This window comes from Microvirga sp. VF16, from assembly GCF_016864375.1.
Lineage (GTDB): Bacteria > Pseudomonadota > Alphaproteobacteria > Rhizobiales > Beijerinckiaceae > Microvirga.
In genome coordinates, this window is the sequence record NZ_CP069354.1 from 2,050,558 (window position 1) to 2,060,000 (window position 9,443).

9 protein-coding genes are annotated in these 9,443 nt (G+C 63.4%); 4 read left to right on the forward strand and 5 right to left on the reverse strand.

Going from position 1 to position 9,443, the window contains the following annotated elements; translation table 11 throughout:
- The first annotated feature begins 102 nt into the window (after positions 1 to 102).
- Together ilvD and JO965_RS09780 are read left to right on the forward strand one after the other, a co-directional pair.
- Positions 103 to 1,833, forward strand: coding sequence for a dihydroxy-acid dehydratase (gene ilvD, locus JO965_RS09775; protein WP_203443450.1), 1,731 nt, complete (start codon positions 103 to 105; stop codon positions 1,831 to 1,833).
- The gene (locus JO965_RS09780; protein ID WP_203443451.1) at positions 1,820 to 2,662 is read left to right on the forward strand and encodes a tetratricopeptide repeat protein; all 843 of its coding nucleotides are present in this window, start codon (positions 1,820 to 1,822) and stop codon (positions 2,660 to 2,662) included. Before ilvD ends, JO965_RS09780 begins: the two co-directional genes overlap by 14 nt.
- Positions 2,663 to 2,816: 154 nt before the next feature.
- On the opposite strand, the gene xth is transcribed toward JO965_RS09780, so the two are convergent.
- The gene (gene xth / locus JO965_RS09785; RefSeq protein WP_203444123.1) at positions 2,817 to 3,602 is read right to left on the reverse strand and encodes an exodeoxyribonuclease III; all 786 of its coding nucleotides are present in this window, start codon (positions 3,600 to 3,602) and stop codon (positions 2,817 to 2,819) included.
- Positions 3,603 to 3,697: 95 nt separating this feature from the next.
- Between xth and JO965_RS09790 the strand changes: the two genes are divergently transcribed.
- Both JO965_RS09790 and JO965_RS09795 read left to right on the forward strand, forming a co-directional pair.
- A complete protein-coding gene (locus tag JO965_RS09790) occupies positions 3,698 to 4,390 on the forward strand; it encodes a ceramidase domain-containing protein (RefSeq protein ID WP_203443452.1) in 693 nt (230 codons plus the stop codon).
- Positions 4,377 to 4,940 carry a hypothetical protein gene (locus JO965_RS09795; RefSeq protein ID WP_203443453.1) on the forward strand — a complete coding sequence of 188 codons (564 nt, stop codon included), beginning with the start codon at positions 4,377 to 4,379 and terminating at the stop codon, positions 4,938 to 4,940. The genes JO965_RS09790 and JO965_RS09795 overlap by 14 nt, the downstream gene beginning before the upstream one ends.
- A gap of 51 nt (positions 4,941 to 4,991) precedes the next feature.
- On the opposite strand, the gene JO965_RS09800 is transcribed toward JO965_RS09795, so the two are convergent.
- The 4 genes from JO965_RS09800 to JO965_RS09815 form a co-directional block, all read right to left on the reverse strand.
- Complete coding sequence (locus JO965_RS09800) at positions 4,992 to 5,315, reverse strand: hypothetical protein (RefSeq protein WP_203443454.1); 324 nt, start codon at positions 5,313 to 5,315, stop codon at positions 4,992 to 4,994.
- Positions 5,316 to 5,442: 127 nt separating this feature from the next.
- The gene (locus JO965_RS09805; protein WP_203443455.1) at positions 5,443 to 6,534 is read right to left on the reverse strand and encodes an alkene reductase; all 1,092 of its coding nucleotides are present in this window, start codon (positions 6,532 to 6,534) and stop codon (positions 5,443 to 5,445) included.
- A gap of 126 nt (positions 6,535 to 6,660) precedes the next feature.
- The gene (locus JO965_RS09810) at positions 6,661 to 7,614 is read right to left on the reverse strand and encodes an aldo/keto reductase (protein ID WP_203443456.1); all 954 of its coding nucleotides are present in this window, start codon (positions 7,612 to 7,614) and stop codon (positions 6,661 to 6,663) included.
- A gap of 113 nt (positions 7,615 to 7,727) precedes the next feature.
- The gene (locus JO965_RS09815) at positions 7,728 to 9,122 is read right to left on the reverse strand and encodes a hypothetical protein (protein ID WP_203443457.1); all 1,395 of its coding nucleotides are present in this window, start codon (positions 9,120 to 9,122) and stop codon (positions 7,728 to 7,730) included.
- Between the last annotated feature and the right edge of the window lie 321 nt (positions 9,123 to 9,443).

Genomic DNA, 9,443 nt, shown 5'->3' on the forward strand with positions numbered 1-9,443 from the left:
CGTAAGGATCGTTGCATCGGTGGCGTGGCACATGGCAGATCACGGGAGTTCCAAAGAGCTTGGATCTCCGCGTGAGAACCGGCTGGGAAAAGAGTTGAAGCCATGGATGCGCGGTTGATCGACAAGTCGAAGCTGCCGAGCCGTCACGTGACGGTGGGGCCCGCTCGCGCGCCGCATCGCTCCTACCTCTATGCCATGGGCCTGACCAAGGAGCAGATCGCGCAGCCGCTCGTCGGCGTCGCCACCTGCTGGAACGAGGCTGCCCCTTGCAACATCTCGCTGATGCGACAGGCGCAAGCCGTGAAGAAGGGTGTTGCCGCTGCCAGCGGCACGCCGCGCGAGTTCTGCACCATCACCGTCACCGACGGCATCGCCATGGGCCACCAGGGCATGAAGGCGTCGCTGCCGTCGCGCGAGGTGATCGCGGATTCGGTCGAGCTGACCATGCGCGGTCATTCCTATGACGCGCTCGTCGGCATGGCCGGTTGCGACAAGTCTCTGCCCGGCATGATGATGGCGATGGTGCGCCTCAACGTGCCGTCGATCTTCATCTATGGCGGTTCGATTCTTCCCGGTTCCTTCCGCGGCCGACAGGTGACCGTGCAGGATCTCTTCGAGGCGGTCGGCAAGTACTCGGTCGGCGAGATGTCGGACGAGGACCTGACCGAGCTCGAACAGGTGGCCTGCCCATCGGCCGGCGCCTGTGGCGCGCAGTTCACCGCCAACACCATGGCGACTGTGTCCGAGGCTATGGGCCTTGCCCTGCCGTATTCGGCCGGCGCTCCAGCGCCCTACGAGATCCGCGACCGGTTCTGCGCCGCGGCCGGCGAGCAGATCATGGACCTGATCGCCAAAAACATCCGCCCGCGCGATATCGTGACCCGCAAGTCTCTTGAGAATGCCGCGACGGTCGTGGCGGCTTCCGGCGGCTCGACCAATGCGGCTTTGCACTTGCCAGCCATCGCGCATGAGGCGGGCATCAAGTTCGACCTGTTCGACGTCGCCGAGATTTTCAAGCGCACGCCCTACATCGCCGACCTGAAGCCCGGCGGGCGCTACGTCGCCAAGGATCTGTTCGAGGTCGGCGGCATTCCGCTGCTCATGAAGACGCTGCTCGATCACGGCTTCATGCACGGCGATTGCATGACGGTGACCGGCCGCACCATGGCCGAGAACCTCGCTTCCGTGAAATGGAACGAGCATCAGGACGTGGTCTATCCAGCCAACACGCCGATCACGCCCACCGGCGGCGTCGTGGGGCTCAAAGGAAACCTCGCTCCCGAGGGCGCCATCGTGAAGGTGGCCGGCATGGCGACGGACAAGCAGGTCTTTCGCGGTCCGGCGCGCTGCTTCGACGGCGAGGAGGCCTGTTTCGAGGCCGTCTCCACGCGCCAGTACAAGGAAGGCGAGGTTCTGGTGATCCGCTATGAGGGACCGCGCGGCGGTCCCGGCATGCGCGAGATGCTCTCCACCACGGCGGCGCTGTATGGCCAGGGCATGGGCGACAAGGTCGCACTGATCACCGACGGCCGCTTCTCTGGCGCGACGCGCGGCTTCTGCATCGGCCATGTGGGGCCGGAGGCAGCGGTGGGCGGCCCGATTGGATTGATCAAGGACGGCGACATCATCGCCATCGATGCCATCAAGGGCACCATCGACGTCGAGCTATCGGACGAGGAACTGGCCAAGCGCCGCGCTGAATGGAAGCCGCGCGAGACCAACGCTACCTCGGGCTATCTCTGGAAATACGCACAAACAGTGGGTCCTGCGCGGGATGGGGCCGTCACCCATCCCGGCGGAGCTGCAGAAAAAGAAACCTATGCGGACGTTTAAACTCCTCGCAGCCACGTTGTGGGTGGCCACCCTTGGTGCAGGCGCAGCCTATGCGCTCGATGCCGCGCCGCGTCCGCAACCGCTCACGCCTGCACTCTCGCCAGCCTTGGCGCCCGCCACCAAGTACGGTTCGGCACGCGATGCCCTGCGCAGCGGCATGCGCGACTACTATGCCGGCGACAAACTCGGAGCCGTGCACGCGCTCGAATATGCGGCGGGCCAGGGGCATTCGCTCGCGCTCTGGAAGCTCGGTCGCATGTATGCCGATGGCGACGGTGTCGAGCACGACGATCTGAAGGCCTTCGAATATTTCTCCAGGCTCGCCGACCAGCATGCGGACGAGAGCCCCGATTCCCCGAACTCCGCTGTCGTCTCCAGCGCCTTCGTGGCGCTCGGCACCTATTTCCTGGACGGCATCAAGGACACCTATGTCGCGGCCAATCCGGAGCGCGCCGTCGAGATGTTCAGCTACGCGGCGTCCTATTTCAGCGATTCCAACGCGCAGTACAATCTCGCCCGTCTCTATCTCGAGGGAACCGGCGTCCGAAAGGATGCCCGCCACGCGGCGCGCTGGTTCAACCTGGCGGCCGAGAAGGGACACACCGCATCCCAGGCGCTCCTCGGCCATCTGCTGATGACCGGGCAGGGCGTTCCGCGCCAGCGGGCCAAGGGCCTCATGTGGCTGACTCTCGCGCGCGAAGCCTCGACTGATGGGGCCAAGGATCAATGGATCGTGTCGCTTTACGACGAGGCCTTCGCGGCCGCGGACGAGAGCGACCGCAAGTTGGCGTTGGCTCTGCTGGAACAGTACATCCAGTCGCGGCGCTGACGCAGGCCAGTAAGCACCCCCTCACGTCATCACCGGCCTTGTGCCGGTGATCCCGATTGATTGAAGCGCTGCGCCTCACAGCATCGGGATGGCCGGGACAGGCCCGGCCATGACGTCCAGTGTTTATCCGAAGCGGCCTTCAGGGTGAGAAGAATCACTCGATATCCAGATCGACGATCACCGGCACGTGGTCGGAGGGCTTGTCCCAACCGCGCACGTCCTTTCGGATCGAGGTCGTCCTGAGCTTGTCCTGCGCCTGGGCCGAGAGCAACAGGTGGTCGATGCGGATGCCGTTATTCCGCTGGAAGGCGCCGGCCTGATAATCCCAGAACGAGTAGAGACTTGGCTGGTCGTTGCAGGCGCGCACCGCGTCGAGGAAGCCGAGATTGAGAAGCTCCCGGAACTTCGCCCGGCTCTCCGGCTGGAACAGGGCGTCGTTGGTCCAGGCGGCCGGGTCCATGGCGTCCTTGGGCTCGGGGATGACGTTGTAGTCGCCGCACAGGATCAGAGGCTCTTCGAGCACGAGCAGGCTTTTTGCATGGGCGCGAAGCCGGTCCATCCAGGCGAGCTTGTAGTCGAATTTCGGCGTGCCAATGGGATTGCCGTTCGGCAGATAGATGGAAGCCACCCGCACGGCACCGTTCGAGGTTGAGATCACCCCTTCCAGGTAGCGCGCCTGCTCATCGCTCTCGTCTCCGGGCAGGCCGCGGCGCACATCTTCGAGCGGGCGCTTGGAGAGGATGGCGACGCCGTTATAGGCCTTCTGGCCATGGGTGACGACGTTGTAGCCGAGTGCCTCGACCTCTCCTCGGGGAAAGGTCTCGTCCACGCATTTCAGCTCCTGCAGGCAGACCACATCCGGATCGGCGCTCTTCACGAAGGTGGCGAGGTGGTCCAGCCTCTGCTTGATGGAGTTCACGTTCCAGGTGGCAATGCGCATCGGGACATTCTCGCTCTTTCGGTCTGGTTGTTTCATCGGATTTTCGTCCTCGGCTGGCAAGCTGGAACTCGTCACCATCCCCACGGTTGCGCCTCATGCCCGAATCCTGGTTCACCCCCATCGACAGCTATTGCGAACGCCTCGGGACCGCATTCTGGGCCGAACCGCTGAATGCGGTGACGAATGGCGCCTTCATCGCGGCGGCTCTCTATGCCTTTGTGCTCTGGCGGCGGGCGGGAGGCCGGGACTGGCCGGCACTCTGGCTGATTGCCATCACCTTCATCGTCGGAACCGGCAGCTTCCTGTTTCACACCTTCGCCAACCGCTGGTCGCTCCTGGCGGATGTGCTGCCCATCGCCGTCTTCATCTACAGCTATTTTCTGCTCGCCATGGTCCGGTATCTCAATCTCGGGCTGGTCGTCGCCATCGCCGCGACTTTGCTGTTCGCCGCCTTCAACATGTCCTTCGGCCGTCTCTGGTTCGGCATTCTTCCCGGCATGACGCTGAACGGATCGGTCGGATATCTCCCGGCGGCCCTGGCGCTGTTCGCGGTTGGGACCGTCTGTCAGGTTTCGGGCGTGCGGGAAGCGGGCAGGGCGCTTCTGCTGGCGGCTTGCGTGTTTGCCCTGTCCCTGTTTTTCCGCTCCATCGATAGCACGGTCTGCGCGACAATGCCTGCAGGAACCCATTTTCTGTGGCATGTGCTCAATGCCCTCGTGCTCTTCATTCTCATGAAGGCCGCCATCGTTCATTCATCCCGGAAAAGCCCGATCCATGTCCAAGGTTGAAATCCACGGCTACGCCATTGTCTCCGACAACGACTGCATTGCCGATGCCTCGGGGCAGACGCCCGATGTGCTCCGCAACGATGCCGACTGGGCCTACTTCCAGGCCGAGCTCAACAAGTCCGACGTGACGGTGCTCGGCCGCCTGGGACATGAGGCCAATCCGAACCCGAGAGGACGCCTGCGGATGATCGTGTCTTCCTCTTCGACCGGCTTGGAGCGGCGCGCGGACGGCTGGTGGTGGAATCCTGAAAGTCTGCCCTGGGCCGAGGCGATCCAGACCGTGCTGCCGAAGGGTGGGCGCGTCGCCGTACCCGGTGGGCGTCTGGTGTTCGATCTTTTTCTGGGAATTGGATACACCGCCTTCCATCTGACACGGGCGGAGGGAACTTTCGTTCCAAACGGTGTGCCTGTCCTCTCAGGCTGCGATGACGATACGAGGGCCGAAGCCCTCCTGTCGGCACATGGATTGAAGCCGGGCCCCCGCCAGATCCTCGATCCGAGAGGGCCGGTGAGCCTGACAATTTGGCGGAACGGTAGCCAAGACTCATGAGTTTGCTTGGAGTTGACGTGCAACAGCGACCCAAAGGGAGGAGCCGATGCGTCACCTCACAATCTCAACCGCGCTGCTCGCAGGCTGCCTGATCGCCGGAGCGGCATGGGCACAGGGGGCCTCGGGCGGTTCCAGTAGCAGCTCGTCATCCTCGGCATCACCGTCCAGCGGCTCGTCGGCTACCCCGAGCGGTTCGACCCTTCGCCCGCCTGCCCAAGGCATGCGGGGAAGTGCCGATCCCGGAAACAGGGCAAGCCGTGCCGGCGGATCGACAGGGAACACGCCGGCAGGGAATTCAACCACCAGCGGCCCCATTCCTCCGCCCGGCACGGAGGGCAGCTCCGGGCCAGCCGCCACAGGCACGGTCGCAGGCAACAATCGCCTGCAACCGGGCGAGCGTTCTACCGTCGGCCCCAGCACGCGCGAGGAGAAACTCCTCGAAGAGGCCGACAAGAGGGTCAGGCGCGGAATCTGCCAGGGCTGCTGAAGAGCCTGTCGATGGTCAGGCGGCCTCGTCGAGGCCCGGATAATCCGTGTAGCCCTTGGTGTCGCCGCCATAGAAGGTGGCGCGGTCGGGCTCGTTGAGAGGCGCGTTGAGACGGAAGCGCTCCACGAGATCCGGATTGGCGATGAAGAGACGCCCGAACGCCACCAGATCGGCACGGCCGCTGGAGACGGCCTCGGCGGCCATGTCGCGGTCATAGCCGTTATTGGCGATATAGGCGCCGCGGAAAGAGCGGCGCAGGCCCTCGTAATCCACCTTCACGGCGTTTCGATCGCCTTGGGTGGCGCCTTCGATCACATGGATATAGCCAAGCCCAAGTCCGTCGAGTTTCTGTACCACATGGCTGAACAGAGCCTGGGGATTGGAATCGGCAGTGTCGTTGACCTTGGCAGGCGAGAGGCGGATGCCGACGCGTCCCTTGTCCCAGACCTTGAGCACGGCCTCGACCGCTTCGATGGTCAGGCGTGCCCGGTTTTCGATGGCGCCGCCATACTCATCAGTACGGTGGTTCGAGCCGTCCTTCATGAACTGGTCGAGCAGATAACCGTTTGCCGCGTGGATTTCGACGCCGTCGAACCCGGCCTCCTTGGCATTGCGGGCAGCATTCTCGTAATCGCGCAGGATGCCGGGAATTTCCGAGATATCGAGGGCGCGAGGCTCCGACACTTCCGCAAAGCCTTCCTCGAGAAAGGTCTTGGTCTGGGCGCGAAGCGGCGAGGGGCCGACAGGCGCGCCGCCGCCCGGCTGCAGCGAGGTGTGGGATACGCGGCCCACATGCCAGAGCTGAATGAAGATCCGACCGCCAGCCTTGTGAACCGCATCGGTCACCTTACGCCAATGGGCGACCTGCTCCGGAGAATAGATGCCGGGCGTGCGCAGGTAGCCTTGGCCCTGGTGGGAGATCTGCGAACCTTCCGAGATCAGGAGGCCGGCGCTGGCGCGCTGGGCGTAATAGGTTGCCGTAATATCGCGAGCCACATCTCCCTCCGCCGCCCGGTTCCGGGTGAGGGGTGCCATGACCAGACGGTTGGGCAGGGTCAGGTCGCCCAGCGTGAAGGGCTGGAACAATGCATTGGCATCAGCGCTCATCGTAAAACCTCGTTCGGTCCTGTGGAATTATCTATAGTACAGGTCGATACGAGATAATCAGCCCTCCTTTCGATGCAACGGAGGGCTGCTATGCAAAATTTCGATGCCTTGATGGAAACGGCCTGTTCAGGTCGGATTGCTGGCCTGATCGAGCTGCGCGATGTCATCCTTGTCGAGGCGCAGCTTCGTCGCCTGCACGAGATCACGGATCTGCTCCACGCTCGTGGCGCTGGCGATCGGCGCCGTGAGCCCCGGTCGTGCCATGAGCCAAGCGAGCGCGATCTGGGCCGGCGTCGTATTCCTCCGGGCAGCCACCGCGTCGAGCGCTGCTAGAATGCGCTTGCCGCGATCATCGAGATAGGCGGTCATGCGCCCGCCGCGCACACTCTTGCCGAAATCCGCTTCCGACCGGTACTTGCCCGTCAGGAACCCGCTGGCGAGACCGTAATAGGGAATGACGCCAACCTCCTCCTTGCGACAGAGCGGCTCAAGATCGGCCTCGTATTCGGCACGGTCGGACAGATTGTATTTGGGCTGCAGGCTTTCGTAGCGTGGCAGGCCGAGCTCGGTGCTGATCTCCAATGCTTCCTTCAGCCGAGCGGCCGTGAAGTTCGAGGCGCCGATGGCCCGCACCTTTCCATCCCGGATCAGCTCCTCATAGGCCCCGAGCGTCTCCTGCTGCGGCGTGTCGAGATCGTCGCGATGGGATTGATAGAGATCGATGTAATCGGTCTGAAGACGCTGAAGCGAGGCTTCCACCGCAGAGCGGATATAGCTCTTCGACAATCCCTTCCGGTCCGGTCCCATTTCGGAACCGACCTTGGTGGCGATCACGAGCTTGTCGCGGTTGCCGCGCGCCTTCATCCATTTGCCGATGATGGTTTCCGACTCGCCGCCTCTGTGGCCGGGCACCCAGGTGGAATACACATCCGCCGTGTCGATGAAGTTGAGACCCGCATCGGCATAGGCATCGAGCACCTTGAACGACGTCGCCTCGTCAGCTGTCCAGCCAAAGACATTGCCGCCGAGGCACAGGGGAGAAACCATCAAGTCCGAGCGGCCGAGCCGACGCTTTTCCATCTTCATCTCCATGATCCGCTTCCGATCTGGAGCTGATAAGGGCACTGGCGATACGGCAGGTCAAGAACGCGGCATCCGATCCGCTGTGATCGGGCGCCGTTTTCTGTTCGTGATCAGGCCGCGGCGCTCAAGGCGATGCCGCGGGCCTCCGCGAATGCAACGAGCTCGGATTCGTTGCCGACGCGATGGCGCTGATCGATGGTCCAGCCACTCTCGTCGCGCACCACGATATAGCCCCGTGCCTGCAGACGGGAGATTACCGCCTGAATGCCGCTCGACTCGGTCTTCGTCACACCGCGCTCGGCGATGAAGCGCTCGATGGCCGCCTGTGCGGCCTGCGCGAGATCAATCGCATCAGCGCGGTTCGCAGGCTTGGCCTTCGCTTTGGCCTGCGCCAGCACGCGCCCAGGATCGCGGCGAACGGACTTCCAGCCGCCGCGACCGGATGTCTGTGCGTTGGCCAGTTCCGGCTCCGTCGAACGGACAACGGCAGGAGCTTCGGTAACGAGGATCCGCGGTGCCGGCGGAGGAGCCGCGGGCTGCGGGGCAGGGTGGAGAGCCGCAACCTGCGAGACGCCTCGTACCGCAGGCAGGACTGCTTTCTTCACATCCGCCTTTGGCTTCTCCGCAGGCTTCTGGACGGTAAGCCGCGCCTTCTCCTGCAGGGCCTTCTCTTCGCGGGCCCGACGTGCCGTCTCCTCTGCTTTGCGCGTCTCTTCCGCTTTCCGTTTAGCCTCGGCCTCGGCCTTCCTGGCCTCCATGGCCTGACGCTTCGCTTCCTCTTCGGCCTTCTTCGCCTCCACATCGCGACGGGTCGCGGCCTCGGCCGCGCGCTTGACCCGAACGAGGAGACGCTGGTCGATGCGTGCCTTCTCGGAAATCGCTGCCCGTGCGGCCCGGATCATTCCGGCTTCGGATTCTGCGATGGAATTTTTCAACCGCTCGGCCATGGATGTTTCGAGAGTCTTGAGCGCCTGAACAAGCGCCGCCTGAACGTCGATTGCCTGCGGCAGGATGAGCGGAGCCGATGCAACTGGCTGTGCAGGAATCTCGATCCGGCTCGTAGAAATCTCGCGCTTCGGAGCGGATTGCCGAGGCGGCGTTTGAGCCGCAGACTTTGCCGGCACAGGCTTTGGCGATTGCATCTGCGCTGCTTTAGGACGCACCGTTCCTGCTGCCGTAATTTTCGCCAGCTTGGAAAGATCGCGAACGCCGATCAGGCCGAGATCCTGCATCTTCCAGCGGATCTGGGTCACCGTTCTTCCGAGCTCAGCGGCAATATGTTTGTCGGTCATCGGCGGATCGGCCGAGACGAGTTCGCGCAGGCGTGCGACGCTGGCTTCATCCCAGGACTGGTGGGGTTGAACGAGGGTGCCGATCAGCCGTGCCCTGGCATAGGTTGCCGGAACGGGTCTTCCCAGTTTCGCGGCGGTGACGGGAACCGGAATCCTGGCTTCCCTGTCGCGACGCAGAATCTCAAGTTCTTCTTCAGTCCAGACCCTGTTCATTGCAGGGCTTCTCCTTTTCTCAGCTCGAGAATCGGACCCAAAAATGGTCTCCACTTTTGGGATCGATCCGATGCTCAATCCCTTAAGCGGCGCATCGTTTGGCGCGGAAAGCCGGGTCCACCTTTCCGCACGATGCGCTAGGCTGGGATCCGGCGAACCTGCATCGCGAGAAGAAGAGCGAGTGCGAAGGGAGAAGGAAATTCGCCGGATCGTGCCGGCGACGGATAACCGTTAGACCGACATAGAGTGGAAAGTCACCTGGTGGGCGGTGCCGGTTCTGGCGGAGCTCGCCGCCTGGGACCAAGGGGCAGGTCCCGGATC